Source organism: Aliidongia dinghuensis (assembly GCF_014643535.1).
GTDB classification, from domain to species: domain Bacteria; phylum Pseudomonadota; class Alphaproteobacteria; order ATCC43930; family CGMCC-115725; genus Aliidongia; species Aliidongia dinghuensis.
In genome coordinates this window covers 47,200-66,461 of the sequence record NZ_BMJQ01000028.1, presented here as the reverse complement: position 1 = coordinate 66,461, position 19,262 = coordinate 47,200, and the positions used below count along the sequence as shown (strand labels likewise).

Annotated in this window: 16 protein-coding genes; 11 read left to right on the top strand and 5 right to left on the bottom strand. The window is 68.4% G+C overall.

Features of this window, described 5'->3' with window-relative positions; genetic code table 11:
* Positions 1 to 501: 501 nt before the first annotated feature.
* Positions 502 to 3,084 carry an ATP-dependent chaperone ClpB gene (gene clpB, locus IEY58_RS32265; protein ID WP_189052304.1) on the bottom strand — a complete coding sequence of 861 codons (2,583 nt, stop codon included), beginning with the start codon at positions 3,082 to 3,084 and terminating at the stop codon, positions 502 to 504.
* A gap of 225 nt (positions 3,085 to 3,309) precedes the next feature.
* Between clpB and IEY58_RS32260 the strand changes: the two genes are divergently transcribed.
* Complete coding sequence (locus tag IEY58_RS32260; protein ID WP_189052303.1) at positions 3,310 to 4,968, top strand: alkaline phosphatase family protein; 1,659 nt, start codon at positions 3,310 to 3,312, stop codon at positions 4,966 to 4,968.
* Between the two features lie 96 nt (positions 4,969 to 5,064).
* Positions 5,065 to 5,883 carry a hypothetical protein gene (locus tag IEY58_RS32255; protein ID WP_189052302.1) on the top strand — a complete coding sequence of 273 codons (819 nt, stop codon included), beginning with the start codon at positions 5,065 to 5,067 and terminating at the stop codon, positions 5,881 to 5,883.
* On the opposite strand, the gene IEY58_RS32250 is transcribed toward IEY58_RS32255, so the two are convergent.
* Positions 5,766 to 6,671, bottom strand: coding sequence for a hypothetical protein (locus IEY58_RS32250; protein WP_189052301.1), 906 nt, complete (start codon positions 6,669 to 6,671; stop codon positions 5,766 to 5,768). The two genes, IEY58_RS32255 and IEY58_RS32250, sit on opposite strands and share 118 nt — an antisense overlap.
* Before the next feature lie 430 nt (positions 6,672 to 7,101).
* On the opposite strand from IEY58_RS32250, the gene IEY58_RS32245 reads away from it, so the two are divergent.
* The 4 genes from IEY58_RS32245 to IEY58_RS32230 all read left to right on the top strand — a co-directional run bounded on the left by IEY58_RS32245 (position 7,102) and on the right by IEY58_RS32230 (position 11,486).
* Positions 7,102 to 8,295, top strand: a complete 1,194-nt coding sequence (locus IEY58_RS32245; RefSeq protein ID WP_189052300.1) for an MFS transporter — start codon at positions 7,102 to 7,104, stop codon at positions 8,293 to 8,295.
* 47 nt (positions 8,296 to 8,342) lie between these two features.
* Positions 8,343 to 10,205 carry an ABCB family ABC transporter ATP-binding protein/permease gene (locus IEY58_RS32240; RefSeq protein ID WP_189052299.1) on the top strand — a complete coding sequence of 621 codons (1,863 nt, stop codon included), beginning with the start codon at positions 8,343 to 8,345 and terminating at the stop codon, positions 10,203 to 10,205.
* A gap of 47 nt (positions 10,206 to 10,252) precedes the next feature.
* Positions 10,253 to 10,492: a GlsB/YeaQ/YmgE family stress response membrane protein gene (locus tag IEY58_RS32235; RefSeq protein WP_189052298.1), complete on the top strand. Its 240-nt coding sequence runs from the start codon at positions 10,253 to 10,255 to the stop codon at positions 10,490 to 10,492.
* 109 nt (positions 10,493 to 10,601) lie between these two features.
* On the top strand, positions 10,602 to 11,486 hold the full coding sequence (locus IEY58_RS32230; protein WP_189052297.1) for a transglutaminase family protein: 885 nt from the start codon (positions 10,602 to 10,604) through the stop codon (positions 11,484 to 11,486).
* Here the strand turns inward: IEY58_RS32230 and IEY58_RS32225 are convergent.
* Positions 11,483 to 12,466 carry a quinone oxidoreductase family protein gene (locus tag IEY58_RS32225; RefSeq protein WP_189052296.1) on the bottom strand — a complete coding sequence of 328 codons (984 nt, stop codon included), beginning with the start codon at positions 12,464 to 12,466 and terminating at the stop codon, positions 11,483 to 11,485. The genes IEY58_RS32230 and IEY58_RS32225 overlap by 4 nt on opposite strands.
* A 257-nt stretch (positions 12,467 to 12,723) precedes the next feature.
* Here IEY58_RS32225 and IEY58_RS32220 point away from each other — a divergent pair, with 257 nt between their 5' ends.
* The 4 genes from IEY58_RS32220 (at position 12,724) to rpmB (ending at position 16,246) form a co-directional block, all read left to right on the top strand.
* Positions 12,724 to 13,632, top strand: a complete 909-nt coding sequence (locus IEY58_RS32220) for a LysR family transcriptional regulator (RefSeq protein WP_229744130.1) — start codon at positions 12,724 to 12,726, stop codon at positions 13,630 to 13,632.
* Between the two features lie 63 nt (positions 13,633 to 13,695).
* Positions 13,696 to 14,769 carry a patatin-like phospholipase family protein gene (locus IEY58_RS32215; RefSeq protein ID WP_229744129.1) on the top strand — a complete coding sequence of 358 codons (1,074 nt, stop codon included), beginning with the start codon at positions 13,696 to 13,698 and terminating at the stop codon, positions 14,767 to 14,769.
* A gap of 28 nt (positions 14,770 to 14,797) precedes the next feature.
* Positions 14,798 to 15,796: a methylmalonyl Co-A mutase-associated GTPase MeaB gene (meaB, locus tag IEY58_RS32210; RefSeq protein ID WP_189052294.1), complete on the top strand. Its 999-nt coding sequence runs from the start codon at positions 14,798 to 14,800 to the stop codon at positions 15,794 to 15,796.
* Between the two features lie 147 nt (positions 15,797 to 15,943).
* Positions 15,944 to 16,246 carry a 50S ribosomal protein L28 gene (gene rpmB, locus IEY58_RS32205; RefSeq protein ID WP_189052293.1) on the top strand — a complete coding sequence of 101 codons (303 nt, stop codon included), beginning with the start codon at positions 15,944 to 15,946 and terminating at the stop codon, positions 16,244 to 16,246.
* A gap of 123 nt (positions 16,247 to 16,369) precedes the next feature.
* On the opposite strand, the gene IEY58_RS32200 is transcribed toward rpmB, so the two are convergent.
* On the bottom strand, positions 16,370 to 18,040 hold the full coding sequence (locus IEY58_RS32200) for an FAD-dependent monooxygenase (protein WP_189052292.1): 1,671 nt from the start codon (positions 18,038 to 18,040) through the stop codon (positions 16,370 to 16,372).
* 203 nt (positions 18,041 to 18,243) lie between these two features.
* Between IEY58_RS32200 and IEY58_RS32195 the strand changes: the two genes are divergently transcribed.
* Positions 18,244 to 18,636 carry an MAPEG family protein gene (locus IEY58_RS32195; RefSeq protein ID WP_189052291.1) on the top strand — a complete coding sequence of 131 codons (393 nt, stop codon included), beginning with the start codon at positions 18,244 to 18,246 and terminating at the stop codon, positions 18,634 to 18,636.
* A 45-nt stretch (positions 18,637 to 18,681) separates the two neighbouring features.
* Here the strand turns inward: IEY58_RS32195 and IEY58_RS32190 are convergent, their stop codons facing one another.
* Entirely contained in the window at positions 18,682 to 19,212 is a 531-nt protein-coding gene (locus tag IEY58_RS32190; RefSeq protein WP_189052290.1) for an acyloxyacyl hydrolase, read from the bottom strand.
* Positions 19,213 to 19,262 lie beyond the last annotated feature (50 nt).

The following is a 19,262-nucleotide window of genomic DNA, read 5'->3' as shown; positions in this document are numbered from 1 at the left end:
CCAAAGCCCTGCCGATCCGACTGCATTACATCACTTGGCTTACCAAGATGCACAACCAGACCAGCGTGAACCACTCCACGCCGCCGCCTGCGCATCCCTTCCTTCTCTCAACAATGTCAAACAGCAGCCCGCTTTCTTTACTTGCCGATCACTGTGTCGTGGTCGGCAGCGCCGTCAGCGGAGGCGGGTTTTTATTCCCGCCGGTTCATCATGTCAACACGTTTTTTCGGTCTTTTTGCCGCCCTCGTTTCGATCTCTCAGAGACGAAAACAGGCGACCGGGGGAAGCATTTTTCCCCAGGTCCTGGGCAACCGCGTCAGCGCGTCGTTGATGAAGGGAATATGACGGCTCCCACGCCGGACGTCTACCCCCAATTGGTGCTTTCGTGCGCAGATCATCGATGCAGGAAGCGGGGATTGACGCAAAAGGGGCCGTCGACGCATGCGCGTGGACGGCCCCTCCCGAGTCGTTCTGATCGTCCTTTAACCGAACCCGCGGCCCTTACTCGGCGTGGATTTCCTCGAGATTGAGGCCCAGCCGGTCGCCCGTCACCCGGATCGTGTCGCCCTCGCCGAGCGAACCGTCGAGGATCATCTGGGCCAGCCGGTTCTGCAGCTCGCGCTGGATGACCCGCTTCAGCGGCCGGGCGCCGTAGATCGGGTCGTAGCCTTCCTGCGACAGCCACTCCCGGCCGCTCGGCTGCAGGTCAAGCGTCAGGTGCCGGTCCAGCAGCATGGCCGCGAGCCGGGCGATCTGGATGTCAACAATCGCCCCCATGTCGGCGCGCGACAGGCGGCGGAACAGCAGCACTTCGTCCAGGCGATTGAGGAACTCCGGCCGGAACGCCGCCCGGACCGCCTCCATGACCTCGGCCCGAATGCTGTCGATCGACGTGCCGTCGGGATGGGCCGCGATGATGTCGCTGCCGAGGTTCGAGGTCAGCACGATGAGCGTGTTGCGGAAATCGACCGTGCGGCCCTGGCCGTCGGTCAAGCGCCCGTCGTCCAGCACCTGCAGCAGGATGTTGAACACGTCCGGATGCGCCTTCTCGACCTCGTCGAACAGGATCACCTGATAGGGTCGGCGCCGGACCGCCTCGGTCAAGGCGCCGCCTTCGTCATAACCGACATAGCCCGGCGGGGCGCCGATGAGACGGGCGACCGCATGCTTCTCCATGTATTCCGACATGTCGATGCGGAGCAGCGCCGCCTCGTCGTCGAACAGGAAGGACGCCAGCGCCTTGCTGAGCTCGGTCTTGCCGACGCCCGTCGGGCCTAGGAACAGGAACGAGCCGATCGGCCGGTTCGGATCCTGCAAACCGGCGCGCGATCGGCGCACCGCGTTCGCGACCGCGACCACCGCCTCGTCCTGGCCGACCACGCGCTTCTCGAGCTCGCGCTCCATGTTGAGCAGCTTCTCGCGCTCGCCCGCCAGCATGCGTTCGACCGGGATGCCGGTCCATCGCGAGACGATGCCGGCGATATGCTGCTCGGCCACTGCCTGCTCCAACATCTTGTCGCCGCCCTGGGCCTCGACCTCCTTGAGCTGCGCCTCAAGCGCCGGGATGCGGCCGTAGGTCAGCTCACCCGCCTTGGCCCAGTCGCCCTGGCGCTGCGCCTGCTCGAGCTGGGTGCGCGCCTGGTCGAGCTGCTCCTTGAGCTTGCTGGCGCCGGCGAGCTTGTCCTTCTCGGCCTGCCATTGCGCGGTCAGGGCGGCGCTCTTCTCTTCAAGCTCCGCGAGCTCGCCCTTCAAGCGTTCGAGCCGCTCCTGGGACGCGGCATCGCTCTCGCGCGCCAGCGCCTCGCGCTCGATCTTGAGCTGCACGATGCGCCGGTCGAGCTCGTCGATGTTCTCAGGCTTGGAATCGACCTCCATCTTGAGGCGCGAGGCCGCCTCGTCGACCAGGTCGATCGCCTTGTCCGGCAGGAACCGGTCGGTGATGTAGCGGTTCGACAAGGTCGCCGCCGCGACGATCGCACCGTCGGTGATGCGCACGCCGTGGTGCAGCTCGTACTTCTCTTTAAGGCCGCGCAGGATCGAGATCGTGTCGGCGACCGTCGGCTCGGAGACGAACACCGGCTGGAAGCGCCGGGCGAGCGCCGCGTCCTTCTCGATATATTTGCGGTACTCGTCGAGCGTGGTGGCGCCGACGCAATGCAGCTCGCCGCGCGCCAGCGCCGGCTTCAGCATGTTGGAGGCGTCCATCGAGCCGTCGGCCTTGCCGGCGCCGACCAGCGTATGCAGCTCGTCGATGAACAGGACGACGCGTCCCGCCTCGTGCGAGACCTCGGCCAGGACCGCCTTCAGGCGCTCCTCGAACTCGCCGCGATACTTGGCGCCGGCAATGAGCGCGCCCAGGTCGAGTGCCACCAGCTTCTTGTTCTTCAGCCCCTCCGGCACGTCGCCATGGGCGATCCGGAGCGCCAGGCCCTCGACGATCGCGGTCTTGCCGACGCCCGGCTCGCCGATCAGCACCGGGTTGTTCTTGGTCCGGCGCGCCAGCACCTGGATCGTGCGGCGGATCTCCTCGTCGCGGCCGATGACCGGGTCGAGCTTGCCGTCGCGCGCCGCCTGGGTCAGGTCGCGGCCGTATTTCTTGAGTGCATCATAGCCGGCCTCGGCATTGGTGCTGTCGGCCGTGCGACCCTGGCGGATCTGCTCGATCGCGTGATTGAGTTTCTGCGGCGTGACGCCGGCGCTCTTCAGCGCATCGGCCGCCGGGCCGCTCGCGATCGCCAGGGCCAAAAGCATCCGTTCGGCGGTAACGAAGCTATCGTTCGCCTTCTTCGCCTGCTCCTCCGCATTGTCGAGCACGCGCGCGAGCTCTGGCCCCAGATAGACCTGGCCGGCGCCAGCACCCTCGACGCGCGGCAGCTTCTCGAGCGCCGTCTCGACGCCGTTGAGCGCCACCGCCGGGTCGCCGCCGGCGCTGCGGATCAGGTTGGCAGCAAGACCTTCCTTGTCGTCGAGCAGGATCTTCATGAGATGTTCAGGCATCAGGCGCTGATGATTGCGCCGCTGCGCCAGGCCCTGGGCGGCCTGAAGGAAGCCCTGGGATCGCTCCGTGAACTTTTCGATATTCATACTGTCTCCTTTCGGTGCCCGAAGCACACCATTTCGGGCCGCCATCGGCTGATGCGCGGCCCGACCCAAGGGGAGATATGGGCGCCGCGCCCAAGTGCCGCAAGGCGACCGCCTTGAGACGATCGAACACGGTTACGCCCTGTGGCGCTTTGCGCTATCTCAAGCCCTTGGAGCTCCCCCCACAGAGCCGCGGCATCGAACGGATGACGCGCAAGGGAACGGCACATGCAGTCAACGAACCGGATCCGGCGGCGGCGCGAGAGCGTCAAATACCCGAGCCTGGCCATGCTCGTGGGGCTGATCCTGCTGTTCGGCCTGTTCGCGCTGACCGCAAGCCGGGTCGGCCGTTTGCCCTCGCTTGACCCGCGCGTGCCGGCCGAATTCCTGGCGCTCCTCGCCGTCGTCTCGCTGGCGCCGCTCGTCGGCCGGCGCTGGCCCTGGCCGCTGCGCTGGTTCCTGGCCGCCGTGCTGTTGCCGCTGGCGCTCGTCCATCTCGCCGACGTCGAGGGGCCGGCGCTGATGGGTCGCGATCTCGATCTTGCCGCCGACCTCGGCCATGTGCCGTCGCTTGTCTCGCTCTTCGCCGGCGCCGCCAGCCCCTGGCAATTGCTCGGCGCCGCCGTCGCGGCACTCATCGTGCCGATCGGCCTCGTCGCCGCGATCGCCCTCAGTCTCGGCGCCGTCGAGCGCGGGCTCGGCCAATGGCCGCAGGCGCTCAGGCTGCTGCCGCTCGGCCTCGCGACCCTCGCCTTCATTGTCGCGCGCACGCCCGAGGGCGCCCGCTTCGTGGCGCTCGGCACCGTGACGTCGCTCGACCGTCAGGCCGGAACCGTGGTCGATGCCTGGAGGCTCGCCCACGGCGACCAAAGCGCTTTCCTGGCGCGGCTCGGTCCGCCGCCCGCCACGCCGACGGCCCTCGGCGGCCTCGGCCGGCGCGACGTCTGGCTGATCTTCTTCGAATCCTACGGCGCCGTGCTGCTCGACGATCCGGAGCTCCGCACCCGGGCACTGCCGGCGCTGACCCAGTTCCAGGAGCGGCTCACGGCGGCGGGCGTCAGCCTGCGCAGCGCGCGCATCGCTTCGCCGACCTACGGCGGCGGTTCCTGGTTCGCCCACGGCACGGTCGATGCCGGGACCTGGCTTCCCAATCAGCGACTCTACACGCTGGAGACGACGACCGATCGGCCGACCTGGCCCGGCGTCATGGCCAAGGCCGGCTGGCAGACCTTCGACATCCAGCCAGGCCTGAAGACGCCGCTTGCCAACGCCGCCTTCTGGGGCTTCGAGCGGATCGTCGGCACTGACGATTTCCAATATACCGGCCCGAACTTCGGCTGGTTCGCCATTCCGGACCAATATGCGCTCGACCGCGCCCTTGCCCTGCCGCGCGACCCGGCCCGGCCGCTGTTCGCCCAGATCGTGCTGGTGTCGAGCCATATTCCGTTTCATCCGGTGCCGCCGGTCGTGGCGGAGCCGGCGGACGCCGAGCGCCTGACCCAGGATCCCGAGACGGCCCGCCGCATCGCGACGCCGCCCGACTGGAACAACCTGGCCGGGCCGTACCTGCAGTCGGTCGAGTACGACCTGACCGTGCTCGCCCAATGGCTGCCGCAGGCACTCGACGCCGGCGCCGTCGCCATCATCCTGGGCGACCACCAGCCGCCGGCGCTGATCGGCCACGCGAGCGCCTCGCACGACGTGCCGATCCATATCCTGTCCCGCGACGCGGCGTTCCTCCGGCGTCTGGCCGATCGGGGCTTCGTCGACGGCGCCGTGCCGACCGGCTCCGCTGGCACCATGGCGGAATTGATGGGTCGCTTCCTCGCCGTCGCCGCCGGCCCGGCCGAGACGGCATCGCCGGCGGCAGCCTCATCGACCGAGTAAGCCCGAACAATCTGTACTCAAGATTGACGCTCGGGGCGTTGTCGCCTCGCTCAAATGGCGTCGCCAATAGTTCGTCTCAACTATCGGTGAGCCAAAATGACCAAGATATCCGTGTCCGAACGGCTGCCGGATCAGATCCAGCTCGACAAGGGGCCGATCCGGCTGCTGGCCCGGTTCATGCTGCAGGCCGACCGCGCCGCCTTCGACCGAGGCATCCGCCTGTCGCTGCAGCAGGATTTCGATCTGCTGCGGCAGGTGAACGAGCAATCGCGCGCCAGCTGGGGCAGGCTGGTGCCGATCTTCAACCCGGTGCACAGCGATCTCGACCCGGCAAATGCCTTCTGGATCGCCGGCTGCGACGCCGACGACGAGATCGTCGCAACGCAGGCAGCGCGTTTCCTGCCGCTGCAGCAGAGCTCGCTCGCGGCCGAGCTCGCCTCGCTCCGCCTGTTCTATCGGGATCCGGCACCGCACCTCGCCGCGGGCGAGCGTTGCGAGGTGCTGGCGCCATCGGCCGCGCAGATCGGCGGTCGGGTCGTCTTTTCCGGCGGCGGCTGGTATCACCCGCGCTGCCGCGGCATCGGGCTGTCGAGCATCCTGCCCCGGATCTCGCGCGCCTATGCCCATGCCCGGTGGGAGACCGACTACACAGTCAGCATGGTCGAGCCGGCGCTGGTGGAGAAGGGCGTCGTCCGCTCATACGGTTATACCAAGGTCGAGCCCATGATCCGCTTCACGGGCTCGTTCCGCGGCGACCTCGACCTCCATCTGATCCGGATGGCGACCGAGGAGATGCTTCAGGACCTGACCGCCTGGGCCGCGGCCGGTTCGAGCGGGTATGAGGAGCGGAGCACCGAGGCGCCGCAGACGAAGAGCTCGCCGCGCGACCGCCAGGGCAGCATCAGGCGTTCGTAGCGGCTGCGCGTCACCGGGCGTCCCGGCACGTCGATCACCGCATCGACATGCTCGAACCTCGGCTGCCCGAGCGCCGCCACCTCGTGGTACGCTCGGGCAGACCTCTCACCATAGCCTGGATCCGGCAGCTGCTCGAGGTCGCGCCCGACGGCGCCCAGCGCCCAGCAGGCATCGAACACGCGGAAGCCCGAGCCGATATGCTCGACCAGCGCCCGGCTCGGCGCCAGGCTGTCGGGACGATGCATGCGGGTCAGCACCATGCGCGACTTCAACGGGCCCGGCATCATCGCGATGATCTGGTTCGGTGCCAGCTGGCCGCGGCGTGCCCGCCAGAGTGCCAGCAGGGACTGCAGGGATTGCTGGCCGGATTGAGCGAGCCGGTCGAGCGAGAGTTCCTGGCTGAAGAACGGATCGCGTGGTGCCAGGGCCACCGAGGGCGCGCTCAGATCCTTGAGCCGGGCGACCGCGTCTTCGACCCGGCCGAAGATCTCATAGTCCGGCCGCCGATCCATGTGCTCGATCACCAGCCGCTGCCAGGTTTCGGTCACCAGGAAGCGCACGACCGCCTCGAGCGCGCGGAATTCCAGCTGGCCGGCGCGGACGGAGAGCAGGATCGTCCCCTGCCGGATGCGCAACCGGGCGAAACCCAGGTTGCAGACGACGAAACCGGCGAGATCGGCGGTCGAGCTCGGCTGGCCGAGATATCGGCGCAGGGCGGTCGAACCGTTAGGCCACGGCTGGCCCGTTTGGTCGATCAGCAGGTCCATCTGCCCCCCGAAACCAGTCATTGCCCGTGCCTCGAGCGCGTTTTGCAACCGCTCGGCGGACGATGCCCCCCAAGGAATGCGCTTTGGAATATGCTCGACACTTGCTCATCCCCCCGGATTTTACCGGATCTTTACATCGCTTTTACAAGGCCACGGCATCGGATGGCGGAAGCGGGAAAATTATATCGAGCAGAAAATAAGAAGACATGAATTTTTTGCGGCTAGCGAGCCGTCTTTCTCGCTCGATCCATTACTGAGGCCGTTTCCGATTCATCGCAAGATCGCGCGAATTCTCAACGACAACCTCGCGGGATAGCTGTGAACCAGTTCACACCCTCGTCCGGCCCGGCGCCATCCCACGGCGGCGCCCAACACGCGCGCGCTCGCGCCGCATGCGGGACTGCCATCTGGCCCCTGTCGCTGGGCGCGGTCGCGCGGTATGAAGGCCGTCATGCTGATCATGCTTCTGGTCGTCTTTACCGACCTCGTCGGATTTGGCGTCATCATCCCCCTGCTGCCGTTCTACGGCGAACATTTCGGCGCGGCGCCCCTGGCGGTGACGATGCTGCTCGCAACCTATTCCGGGCTGCAGCTCGTCGCGGCGCCGCTATGGGGCCGCTTGAGCGACCGGATCGGCCGGCGGCCGATCGTGCTGGTCAGCACGGCGACCTCGGTCGCCGCCTATTTGTGGCTGGCGCATGCCGATGCGCTCTGGATGCTGTTCGCCGCCCGCGCGCTGCAGGGCATCAGCGCCGGCAACATCTCGGTGGCACAAGCCTATATCGCCGACGTGACGGCGCCGGAGAACCGGGCCAAAGGCATGGGCCTGATGGGGGCGGCGCTGGGCCTGGGCTTCATCGTCGGCCCGGCGATCGGCGGCGCGCTTGCAGGCGGAGATCCGAACGCCATCACCGTGGCGCTGCCGGCCTATGCCGCCGCCGGCTTTTCGGCGCTGGCGCTGGTGCTGGCCACCTTGCTGCTCAAGGAATCGCTGCCGCCGGAACGGCGGGCCGAGGCGGCCCGGCATCGGATCGGCCGGATCGCCCAGATCCGTAGCGCCTTCGCCCGGCCGAACCTGCGCCGGCTCATGACCCTGTTCTTCACCACGACCTTCGCCTTCGCCGGCATGGAGACGACCTTCGCGCTCTGGGCGCTCGCCCGCTTCGGCTGGGGACCGCGCCAGGTCGGCGAACTCTTCGCCATGGTCGGCATCGTGCTCGTGCTGATCCAGGGCGGCCTCATCGGCCGACTGACCAAGCGCTTCGGCGAGCCGCGCATGCTGCTCGCCGGCACCATCACGATTGCGATCGGCCTGGCGCTGCTCGCCGCCGCCATGACGCCGATCGTCGGCATCGGCGCCTCGTCGCTGCTGGCCCTCGGCATGGGCATGGCGCAGCCGTCCACGACCAGCCTGATCTCGCGCGAGGCACGCGCGACCGAGCAGGGCGGCATCCTCGGCGTCAACCAGTCCGTGGGCTCGCTCGCCCGGCTGCTGGGCCCCGCCGTCGCCGGCTCGGCCTTTTCGCTCGGCGGTCCGTCGGCACCTTATATACTGGGTGCTGCCCTGATGCTGGTCTCGTCCTGGCTCGCGACCCGGGTGCTGCGCCGGCATCGCGCGACGGAGCACGCCGCGTTGGCACTCTGACAGCCTGACGCTGGCGCAGCGGAGAACACGGCGGTACCGTCCGGCGCATGCGAGACCGAATTCGAACCATTTCCACGGAACCCCGCGCGCCGGCCGCCTCGTTCAGCGCGCAGTTCGCGGTGCTGCGCCACCTCTCGCCCCATCTCTGGCCGAGGCACGAACCCGAGCTTAGGCTGCGGGTCCTGGCGGCACTCGCCCTCATCGTCGCGGGCAAGCTCGCCACCGTCGCGATCCCGCTCATCTACAAGCAGGCGGTCGACGCGCTCTCCCTCGCCGCGCAGCCGCTGGTCCTGGTGCCGGTGGCACTCATTATCTTCTACGGCCTCGCCCGTGTCGCGGCCCAGGCGGCGGGCGAGCTGCGCGAGCTGGTGTTCGCCAAGGTGGCACAGAGGGCGATCCGGCGGATCGCCCTCGAAGTGTTCCGCCATCTCCACGCGCTGTCGCTGCGCTTCCACCTGGAGCGGCAAACAGGCGGCCTCAGCCGCTCGATCGAGCGCGGCACCACGGGCATCGAATATCTCCTGTCCTTCACGCTCTTCAACATCGGGCCGACGCTGCTCGAGATCCTGCTGGTCTCGGCCATCCTGTGGCGCCGCTACGACGCGCGCTTCATGCTGGCCACGCTTGCGACCATCGTCGCCTATGTCGCCTGGACCATCGGCATCACCCAGTGGCGCGTGCGCTTCCGCCGCGAGATGAACGAGCGCGACGGCGAGGCCAACGCGCGCGCGATCGACAGTCTCCTGAACTATGAGACGGTCAAGTATTTCTCGAACGAGGCGCACGAGGCCCGGCGCTTCGACCTGGCAAAGCAGGCGTTCGAGCGCGCGGCCGTGCGCAGCCAGACCTCGCTGTCGCTGCTCAATCTCGGCCAGGGCCTGATCATCTCGAGCGGGCTCGTGCTGATGATGATCCTGGCCGGTGCGGGCGTCGCCCAGCATCGGCTGACGGTCGGCGACTTCGTACTGGTCAACAGCTACCTGCTGCAGCTCTACCAGCCGCTCAATATCCTGGGCATGGTCTACCGCAACATCAAACAGTCGCTGATCGACGTCGAGGCCATGTACCGGCTGCTCCATGAGCCGGCCGAGGTCGAGGACCGAGCGGGCGCGCCGGAGCTCGTCGTCGCCCGCGGCGGCCGCGTCCGGTTCGAGCGGGTGAGCTTCGCCTATGATCCGCGCCGGCCGATCCTGGACGAGGTCTCGTTCGAGGTGCCGGCCGGCCAGACCGTCGCGATCGTCGGCCCGTCCGGCGGCGGCAAGTCGACCATCGCGCGTCTCCTGTTCCGCTTCTACGACGTGACCGGCGGGTCGATCGAGATCGACGGCCAGGACCTGCGCGACGTCACCCAGGGCTCGCTGCGCCGGGCGATCGGCGTCGTGCCGCAGGACACGGTGCTGTTCAACGACACGATCCGCTACAACATCGCCTATGGCCGCCCGGACGCGAGCGAGGCCGAGATCATCGAGGCGGCCCGGCTCGCCCGGATCCATGATTTCGTCGCCCGCCTGCCGGATGGCTACGAGACGCGGGTCGGCGAACGGGGCCTCAAGCTCTCGGGCGGCGAGAAGCAGCGCGTCGCGATCGCGCGCGTCATCCTGAAGGCGCCGGCGATCCTGATCTTCGACGAGGCGACGAGTGCGCTCGACAGCGCCACCGAACAGGAGATTCAGGCGAGCCTGCGCCAGGTCTCGACCGATCACACGACCGTCGTCATCGCCCATCGCCTCTCGACCGTCGTCGATGCCGACGAGATCCTGGTGCTCGACCACGGCCGGATCATCGAGCGCGGCCGGCACGGCGAGCTGCTGCGGCTCGGCGGCGCCTATGCCGCCATGTGGGCGCGGCAGCGGCGGGCCGCCGAACGCGAGGCGGCACTTGCCGAAATCGCCGCCGAAATCCAGGATTGAGCGATCGGCCCTGATCGGCCACCTCTCGGAACAGGAGGTTCGCGCGGATGTCGGTTGTCGTCTGGCTGGCCCTGGGCTTGGGCCTGGGGTGGCTCGCGAGCCTCGTCGCCGGCAATGGTGCCAGCCGCCCGACCTACCTCACCCTGGGCGCGATCGGCGCGCTCGCGGGCGGCTTCCTGTTCGCGCTGTTCGGCGGCTTGGGCCTAACCGGCCCGGGGATCATCGCCGTCGTGATCGGCGCGAGCCTCGTGCTCACACTCTATCTGGGCATCCGCCGCCGCGCCTGATGCCGTGATCGGCCGGGCAGTCGGAAACTAGTCGCCAGGATCGCACTTATTTATATAGGCCATCGATCGACGAGCTGCGGGGCCGCCCCGCATCGTGCGCGGGGGATTCATGTCGACACAGCTGACGGTCCGGCATCGGACGGTCTATCGCTACGCCAATCCGGTGACCCTGGGCGAGCATCGCCTGATGTGCCGCCCGCGCGACAGCCACGATCTGCGCCTCGTCGAGACCGGCCTCACGATCTCGCCGCCAGCGCAGGTCCGCTGGATCCATGACGTGTTCGGCAACTCGATCGTGATCGCGAGCTTCACCACGCCCACGACCGAGCTTGTCATCGAGTCGAGCTTCACTGCCGAACATTTCCCGATCGGCGCGCAGGATTTCGTGCTTGAGCCCTATGCCGAGCTCTATCCGTTCAGCTATGCCGCCGACGAGGTGCCGGATCTCGGCCGGACCGACGAGCGGCACTACCCCGACCCCGAGCACCAGGTCGACGCCTGGGCACGCCGCTTCGTCACCGGCCAGGGCGGCGCCGCTCCCCGGACCATGGACGTGCTGCTCGCCATCACCCGCGCGATCCGGAACGAGTTCAGCTATTGCCGGCGCGAGGAGATGGGTACCCAGACGCCGACCGAGACGCTCGACCTCGGCAGCGGCAGCTGCCGGGACTTCGCGCTGTTCATGATGGAGGCTGTGCGCAGCCTGGGCTTCGCCGCGCGCTTCGTATCCGGCTATCTCTATGACGAGGCGCTCGTCGGCGCCTCCGGCGGCCTGGTTGGCGGCGGTGCCACCCATGCCTGGGTGCAAGTCTATCTGCCCGGCGCCGGCTGGGTCGAATTCGACCCGACCAACGCGCTCGCCGGCGGGTGCAACCTGATCCGCGTCGCGGTCGCCCGCGACGCGTCCCAGGCCGTGCCCTTGAGCGGCAGCTATACCGGCAACGCCGAGGACTTCTACGGCATGGAGGTCGAAGTCGAGGTCACTGCCGGTTAGGGGATCAGCAGCAGCGAGCCAGTCGTGCGCCGCCCTTCAAGATCGGCATGCGCCCGCGCCGCCTCGGCGAGCGGATAGATCCCGCCGATCTCGACGCGGATGGCGCCGCGCGCGAGCATGGCGAAGAGTGCTGCCGAACCAGCCTCGAGATCGGCGCGCGTCGCGAGATAGGTGCCGTAGGTCGGCGCCGAGACCTGGAGCGACCCCTTGGCGCGCAGGGTCTCGATCTCAATAGGCGGCACGAAACCGGACGCGGTGCCGAAGCTGACGAGCATGCCGTGCGGTGCCAGGCTGTCGAGCGACAGATCGATCGTGTCGCGGCCGACCGAATCGAACACGACCGGCACGCCGCGGCCTCCCGTCGCGGCACGCACCCGGGCCGGCACGTCGTCCTCGCCCAACACCAGCACTTCGTCATAGCCATGATCGCGCGCGACCGCCCGCTTGGCGGCTGAGCCGACCGTGCCGATCGCGCGTGCGCCGAGCGCCTTCAGCCATTGCCCGGCGATGAGGCCGACGCCGCCGGCCGCGGCATGGAACAGCACGCAGTCACCAGCGCGCACCGGATAGGCCCGGTGGATCAGGTAATGGGCCGTGAGGCCGGCGAAGAGGGCAGCAGCCGCCGTGCGGTCGTCGACCCCGTCAGGCACTGCCACGACCCGGTTGGCCGGCATGACGCGATGGCCCGCATAGGCACCGGCCGGGAAGGTCGCATAGGCGACGCGCTGGCCGACCGCGAAGCCGGTGTCGGACGAGCCGACCGCCTCGACCACACCCGCCGCCTCGACGCCCGGCACCGCCGGCAGCGGCAGCGGGTACCTGCCCTGGCGATGATAGACGTCGACATAGTTGATGCCGATCGCAGTCTGGCGGATCAAGAGCTCGCCGGGGCCGGGTGCTGCAACCGGCAGATCGACGAGACGGAGCCGGTCGGCCGGGCCGACCTCGCTCATCTGGATGGCCTTGGTGACGGTGGTCATGAGGTTCTTCCTCCATCGAATGGCGAAACCGTCATGACATCTGCGCCCGGATCTGCCGGAAGCCGACAGCGAAGAGCGCCAAGTCATTTGCCGTTTTTGCGGTGAAGTCTCACTCCTTCCGTCGTTCCCGCGCAGGCGGGAATCCAGAGCCGCGGGCTCGCTGGGCGACAACGAGGCGCGGTAGTCTTTACCGCAGCCCTGGATCCCCGCCTTCGCGGGGATGACGAATAAGGAGCTTTTGGGGCATCGTGCCGGCCATGGATTGGAACGACCTCAGATATTTCCTCGCCGTGGCGCGCGACGGCAGCCTGACCGGGGCGGCGCGCCGGCTCCATGTCAGCCAGTCGACGGTGACCCGCCGGATCGAGGCGCTCGAGGCGGCGTTGAAGGCGCCGCTGTTCCTGCGCCGGCGCGAGGGCTATGTGCTGAGCGAGGCCGGCTCCGAACTGCTGCCGGCGGCCGAGCGGGCGGAAGAGGCGCTCGCCGCCGTGAGCCGCCGCCGCTTCGATGCGCCGGGCGTGATCGCCGGCACCGTGCGCATCGCGGTGGCCGAGATGCTGGGCCAATGGTTCCTGCTGCCGGCGCTGGGCGAGCTCAGGGCCGCCCATCCCGAGCTCGAACTCGAGATCGTCGCCAGCGTCGAGACGATCAAGCTCGCCCGGCGCGAGGCCGATCTCGCGGTCCGGCTCTATCCGCCGCGCGAGGCCGGCGGTCTTACAATCCGCCGCCTCGCCGGCCTCGCCATCTGCCTCTATGCCGCGCCCGATTATCTCGCCCGGCGCGGCACGCCCGCGACGGCGGGCGATCTGGCCCAGCACGAAATCATCGGCTGGGATCCGGCCTATGCCGATTTCCCGATTCCGCGCTGGCTCGCCGAACTGGCGCCGGCCGCGCGCCAGCCGATCCGCATCAACACCATGGCGGGCCACCTGCTGGCGGCCCGTGCCGGTCTCGGCATTGCCGCCCTGCTGCCTCAGGCGGCGGCGGAGAACGGGCTTACGCGCGTCCTGCCCGACGCGGCCGTGTTCCATCACGACATCTATCTGGTGGCCCAGGCGCTGCCGCAGCCGGACCGGCGCGTCGACGTGGTGGCCCAGTTCATCGAACAACTGTTCCGGCGCGAGGCCTCCCGCCTCGCGATGGCTGCATCGCCGAGCGACGGCTAGCTTTTCAGCACCACTGCACCCATCTTTTGCGCCGCCGCTTCATCGATTGAGGTCTTTCCGCCCATGACCGACATGCTCGACGCGCCCATCCCACCGAAGAAGACGCGCACCAAACAGAACGGACCGAAACGCATCAACCTGGCACTCCAAGGCGGCGGCTCGCACGGCGCCTTCACCTGGGGCGTGCTCGACCGGCTGCTCGAGGACGATCGGCTCGAGATCGACGGCATCAGCGGCACCAGCGCCGGCGCCATGAACGCCGCGGCCCTGGCGCAAGGCTATGTCGACGGCGGGCGCGAGGGCGCCCGCGCCTCGCTTAATCAGTTCTGGGGCCGGATCAGCGACTTCTCGCGCTACAGCCCCGTCCAGCGCAGCCTGATGGACCGGCTGATGGGCAACTGGAACCTCGACACGTCGCCCGGCTACCTGCTGCTCGACACGATCGGCCGGGCGTTTTCGCCCTACCAGACCAATCCGCTCAACTGGCACCCGATCCGCACGGTGCTGGAAGAGGAGATCGACATCGCGCGCATCCGCCGCTGCAAGAACCTCAACCTGTTCGTGTCGGCAACCAACGTGCGGACCGGCAAGATCCGCGTGTTCGACCGCAAGGACCTGTCGATTGACGCGCTCCTGGCGTCCGCCTGCCTGCCGACCGTGTTCCAGGCGATCGAGATCGACGGCGATCCCTACTGGGACGGCGGCTACATGGGCAACCCGGCGATCTTCCCGCTGATCTACGGCTGCGAGAGCCAGGACGTGGTGATCGTGCAGATCAACCCGGTCGAGCGCGAGGGCACGCCGCAGACCACGTCGGAGATCCTGAACCGCCTCAACGAGATCACATTCAATTCGACGCTGATGCGCGAACTGCGCGCGATCGCCTTTGTCCAGCGCCTGATCCACCAGGACATGCTGCACGGCGACCATGTCTCGCGCCTGAAAGTGATGCACATCCACCTGATCAGCGCCGAAGAGCACATGAAGGAGTTCGGCGCTTCGAGCAAGATGAACGCCGACCCGGAATTCCTCCATTATCTCAAGGAGCTGGGCCGCGCCCAGGCCGACAGGTGGCTGGGGGAGACCTACGACAAGATCGGCAAGCAGACGAGCATCGACATCAAGGGCTATCTCTGACCCCTGCTTCCCTTATGATGCCTCGGCCATGAACGAGGCCGCTGCCCATCCCGCGCCACTCGAGGCGCGCGCCGCCGCCATCGCCGCCGGCGACCGGCGGGCGCTCGCCCGCGCCATCACGCTCGTCGAATCGACCCGGCCCGATCACCGGGCCGAGGCCGAAGCGCTGATCGAACGCGTGCTGCCGCACGCCGGCAATTCGATCCGCATCGGGCTCTCGGGCGTGCCCGGCGTCGGCAAGTCGACCTTCATCGAGGCGTTCGGCCTCATGCTGATCCGGCAGGGGCATCGCGTCGCGGTGCTGGCGGTCGATCCGTCGTCGCGCCGGACCGGCGGCTCGATCCTGGGCGACAAGACGCGCATGACCGAGCTCGCCCGCGCCGAGGCAGCTTTCATCCGCCCCAGCCCAAGCGGCGGCACCCTGGGCGGCGTCGCCCGGCGCACGCGCGAGTCGATCGTGCTATGCGAGGCCGCGGGCTTCGACGTGATCCTGGTCGAGACGGTCGGCGTCGGTCAGTCGGAGACCGCGGTCGCCGACATGGTCGATCTCTTCTGCCTGCTGCTGCTGCCGTCGGCTGGCGACGAGCTGCAGGGCATCAAGAAGGGCATCGTCGAGCTGGCCGAGCTGCTGCTTGTCAACAAGGCGGACGGCGAGCTCGAAGCCAAGGCCCGGGTCGCGGTCGGCGACTATCGCGCGGCCCTCCGGCTGCTCCGCCCGCTCTCGCCGCTGTGGCAGCCCGAGGTGCTGGCCGTCTCGGCCGTGACCGGCCAGGGGCTGGATGCGGCCTGGGCCGCGATCGAGCGGCACGAAGCCGCGTTTGAGGCTGCGGGCGAGAAGGCGCGCCGGCGGGCGGCCCAGGCGCAGGCCGCCCTTTGGGCCGACTTGGGCGACGGCATGATCGAGGCGCTGCGCCGCCGGCCGGCGATCGCCGGGCGCATTCCCGAGATCGAGGCGGCGGTCGCGGCCGGCACCATGACTGCGATGGCGGGCGCGCGCCGGCTCCTTGCGCTCTTCCTCGGCGAATAGCGCAAGCCAGCCTTTCGGCGTAACGAACAGGAAAAATCCGGACTCCTGTTGACGCGCCGCCCGACCTCGCGTAGATACCGCAGCCTTGTTCCGGCTGCCCTCGCAAGAGAAGAGCGGCCGACACCAGTTTTTGCGAAGAGACACGTCATGGCCAGAAAGTGCGATATCACCGGCAAGGGTGTGCAGACGGGTAACAACGTCAGCCACGCCAACAACAAGACCCGCCGCCGGTTCATGCCGAACCTGCAGGTGACCTCGTTGTTGTCGGACACGCTGGGCTTCGCCGTGCGTCTGCGCCTGTCGACCAACGCGATCCGCACGATCGAGCACAATGGCGGCATCGATGCCTTCCTGCTGTCGACCGCGGCGTCCAAGCTGCCGGCCGAGGCACGCCGTCTGAAGAAGCAGATCGAGAAGGCCGCCGCCGCCAAGGCCGCGAAGGCCGCCTAAAGAGGCCTGCCAGCGCCCCGCTCGCCGAGGGGTGCCGCTTCTTCGCATGAGATCATGAGACCGCCGGGATTCCGTTTCCCGGCGGTTTTGTTTCATGCGCGTCCCTTGGGCCCGTCCGCAGCGCTACTCTGCCGCGCCGTCGACCAGTTCCGCCGCGGGCACGAGCCAGCGAGCGAGATATTTCTCCAGGAGCTCCGCCTGGGTCGCGGGCGCCCGGAAGCCCACGTAGCGGTCGGGCCGGAGCAGATAAAGTGCGGCATGGCGCACGCCATAGCGGTCGTGCAGCAGCTGATCGCGGTCGATCAGCACGTCGCCGGGCCAGGCGGCCGGCGGCCGATCGGGGGTGACGAGCACCGGGCGGACTCGGCGCCCGAAGCCCGCGACCGCGGCTTCTGCGATCTCCGCCAGTTTGCCGCCGACGTCCGACTGATCGAGTCCGGCGAAGATCAACAGGTTCCAACCCTCGCCCTCGATTTCCTGCAGCAGGCGCAAGGTGCGCCGGTCGACGGCGCGGACCGCGACGCCGTCAGGCGCCCGCTCGCCCGCGATCGGCCCGATCGTGCCGCCATGGTCCTCGCTGAGCGCGCTCATGAGATAGGCAACCGGCACTTCGCCAACCGTGCGCCTCAGCCGCTCCTGCACGGCCTCGAGCCCCATGACGCTGGCGCCGAACAGCTTCATGGCGCGCTGGGCGAGGTCGCCCGGCCTCACCATGCTGTGGAAGCCGCGATCGGTGAATTTCAACAGATCGTCGGCGATCGGATGGCGCTCGGCATGATAGGTATCGAGCAGCTCCGGCCGGGCCTCGCCCTTGATGACCGCTGCCAGCTTCCAGCCGAGATTGAAGCCGTCCTGCATGCCCGTGTTCATGCCCTGGCCGCCGATCGGCAGATGGGCGTGCGCCGCGTCGCCGATCAGGAACAGGCGGCCCGCGCGGAATTGCTTGGCGAGCTTTGGCGTGCCGCGCAGCCGGTTGAGCCAGCGCGGCTCGAGCAGCGTCGCGTCGGGATCGGCGATCTCGCGCAGGATCGCCTCGATCTCGTCCAGGTCCGGTGGCTCGGTCCGCTTCGGATCCTGGTCGGCGCGGGCGCAGACGATGCGGAAGGCGCCGTCGGCGTCGAACGGGAACAGACCCAGGAACCTATCCTTGGTGACGAACAGATAGCCGCGGCCCGACGGGTAGGACCAGCGCACCTCGCAGTCGGTCTGCAGGAATTCGAAGCCGTCGCCTCGCTCGCCGTGCTCACCGTCGAACGGGATCTCCGCCGCTGTGCGTAGCCGGCTTCCGACCCCGTCGGCCGCCACTACATATTGCGCCTGGAGCCGATCAGTGCCGCCGTCGGCCCGCTTGAGCTCGAGCGTGATGTGGTCGCCCGCGTCGACCGCGGCCACCGCCTCGACGCCGCGCTCGACCGGGACGCCGCATTCGTCGAGCCGTTCGAGCAGCAGCCGCTCCGTCACATCCTGGCCGATGATGCGCGGCGCCGGAAAAGCGCTGTCGGCACCGGACAGGCGGATGCCGCCCATGAACTTGCCGAACGCGTGCAGCGAGATCGCCTCGAGCGGAAAGGCACGCGCGACAAAGCGGTCGGCGAGCCCCATGGCCGCCAGCATCTCCTGGGTGCGGACATGGACGACCGAGGCGCGGGAATGCAGCGTCGGGCCCTGGGCCTGGTCGACCACCCGCACCCGGATGCGATGGCGCGCCAATTCCGCTGCGACCGTCAGCCCGGACGGCCCCGCCCCGACGACGACCACATCCGCGTCATTTCCACCGGTGGCACCTGTCACCATCCGCTTCAGCCCTCGACCGGTCGAACCTCGTCGCTGTCATGATCCATGATGCGCGTGGCGGAGGCCAGCCAATTGACGAAACCGGCCCGGCGCCAGATGCCGCGCTTGCTTCGACGGCCGTCCGTCCCCAAGAATCGCCCGAGTCCGGCTGCCCGATTCTCGAGAACGGCCGGCTTCAGGGAACGTCTCGGAGAAGCACCTCGATGCATTTCGCCATCACACCGCTCTATGCGGCGCTCGCGGCCATCATCCTCATGGCGCTGTCGTTTCGCGTGATCCGCCTGCGCCGCAGCCTGGCGATCGGTCTCGGCACCGGCGGCGACAGCGCGCTCGAGCAGGCCGTGCGCGCACACGGCAACTTCACGGAATATGCGCCGATCGGCCTGATCCTGCTCGGCTCGGCCGAGCTTGCGGGTGCTGCGCCGGGCACGCTGCATGCCATCGGCATCCTGCTGATCGTCGGACGAGCGGCCCATGCGGTGGGCCTCAGCCGCAGCCGAGGCGCCTCCGCCGGCCGCTCGCTCGGCGTCGTCCTGACATTCACCGCCTTATCGATTGGCGTCGTCGTGAACCTGACCCACGCCCTTGGCTACTGACCTGCGGGCAATCAGGCCTCGGCCGTCAACCGGGGCCTCGAAATCTCAGGGGAACATGCCGCCGAGCGGGATCGCGTATTCGACCAACGCCTCCTCGACGCCCGGGTTGCGCTGGGTGATGCCGGCGTTCGAGATGTGGTGGAACGACACGCCGATGCGCGAGGCATCGTCGAAGCGCCAGGCGATCTCGGCGCCGGTGCGGAACTCCTCGTGCGCGCCCAGGTTCTTGCTGCTGCCGCGGTCCCAATAGCCGAAGGCGCCCGACGGGAACAGCACGATATGGTCGGTGATCGGCAGGTTGACGCCGAAGCCGCCATAGGCATAGACGCCGCCGCCGGTATTGGTTTCGACGCCGACGATCGGCCGGATGTAGAAGATGCGCGTGCCGAAGCGATATTCGCCGCGGAACACCGCCTCGTTCTGGATGTTGTGGAGGACGTTGTAGTCGCCGACGCCCACCACGAGCAGAGCCGGGTCATAAGGCACTGAGTCGGCCTTGGCCGGGGCGCTGACAAGGCCCGCGCACAGGGCGACAGCCGCGGCGGCCAGGGCCGGAATAAGGCGACGTTTCGACAAGAGCTTTCTCCCCAACAGCTTGCGCGCGCCACCATAGGCGAGCGCTACGC